This is a genomic window from Streptomyces poriferorum, from assembly GCF_019399235.1.
GTDB classification, from domain to species: Bacteria; Actinomycetota; Actinomycetes; order Streptomycetales; family Streptomycetaceae; genus Streptomyces; species Streptomyces poriferorum.
The window spans coordinates 1-1,352 of the sequence record NZ_JAELVH010000548.1 but is presented as its reverse complement, the minus strand read 5'-3'; the positions used below and the strand labels follow the sequence as shown (position 1 = coordinate 1,352).

At 72.2% G+C, this 1,352-nt stretch carries 1 protein-coding gene; it reads right to left on the bottom strand.

What is annotated here, in order from left to right; translation table 11 throughout:
• Positions 1–1,193 (bottom strand): ATP-binding protein (locus tag JGS39_RS39510; RefSeq protein WP_219574584.1); only part of this gene is annotated, 1,193 nt, incomplete at its 3' end.
• Positions 1,194–1,352 lie beyond the last annotated feature (159 nt).

Here is a 1,352-nt window from a genome sequence, read left to right as displayed (position 1 = left end):
CCCCACCCCCGCCCCGGAAGCGGAACCGGAACCGGCTCCGCTTCCGGGGCGGGGGTGGGGGCAGGACGGGCGGCCGGAAGGCTCTGTACGGACGACGTCCGTGGAGGCTGGGGCGTCGTCAGCAGGGCCTGCGGGAGCACGATGATCGCGCGGGTGCCGCCGTACAGGTTGGGCGCCGTCAGTTCGACGCGGAAGCCGTACTGGTCGGCGAGCACGGACGCGACGCGCAGTCCGGTCTGCGGGTAGGCACCGAGCTGCGTGATGTCGTCGCGCTGCTTGCCGGACATGACCTCGCGCGCCCAGGTCAGCCGCTCGTCCTCGATCCGCAGCCCGGCGTCGTCCACGACGAGGAAGGCCGCGTTGGCCCCGTGTTCCAGCGAGACGTGCACTCGGGCGTTCGGCGGGGAGTACCGGAGCGCGTTGTCCAGCAGTACCGCCAGGGCGTGGACGACGGCTTCCACGGCCCGGCTCTGCACCGCGAAGGACTGCAGGTCGGTGTGCTGGATGCGCTGATAGCCCTCGACCCGGCCCATCGCCGTGCGGACGATGTCGGTGAGTGTGGTGGCCGGCCAGCGCCGCGACAGCTTGTCGCCGGCCAGTACGCCGTACCCGGAAGCGGTGAGCAGCATCTGCTGGGCCAGGTGGTCCATCTCGACCAGCGTGGCGTACGCCTCGTCCGAGACATGGCGGCGCACGCCGGCGCTGATCGCGCTGCTCAGCTTCGCGGCCCGCTGCACGGTGCTGGAGGCGAAGGCGCGTACGGCCGCCCGGGCCACGTCCACCGACTCCTGCCGTGCCTGGGCGATGCGCTGCTCGGCTTCCGACCGGGCCTGCGCGAGCTGGTCCTGTGCGGCGTTCTGCGCCAGTTGACCGGTACGGCCGATGGCGGACGAGGCCTGTCCGGCGAGAGCACCGAGAGCGTCCGCCAGCCGGGTGTGCACCAGTTGGGGCGGCACGGCCAGGCCTGGCTGATAGGTCTGGCCGGCCTGTGTATGTGCCGCAGCGGCCGGAATGACGGTGTGCGCGATGTGCCCGGCGAACTGCTCAGCGGCGCGCAGTTGTTGCCCGAGCTCCTCGACGCGCTGCTGGAGGCCGTCCGCGCGGCCCTTCTGGGCGCGGGCCCGGAGGTGGAAGTAGAGCGTCGCGCCGGCGCCGGCCGCCAACGCGGCCGCTATCAGTATCAGTTCGGTCATCAGGCCCTCACGAGAATCGGGGAGGCCGTTCCGGTGCGTATGCCGCCGGTCGGGCCGTACTGCTCGTTACGGGGGTGGGATCGCATCGTGTCTGTACTCCGTAGTGCCCGGGTTCCGGGGTCTGCCGGCTGCCGAGGCCGGCGGTCGGGGGAGGGGACG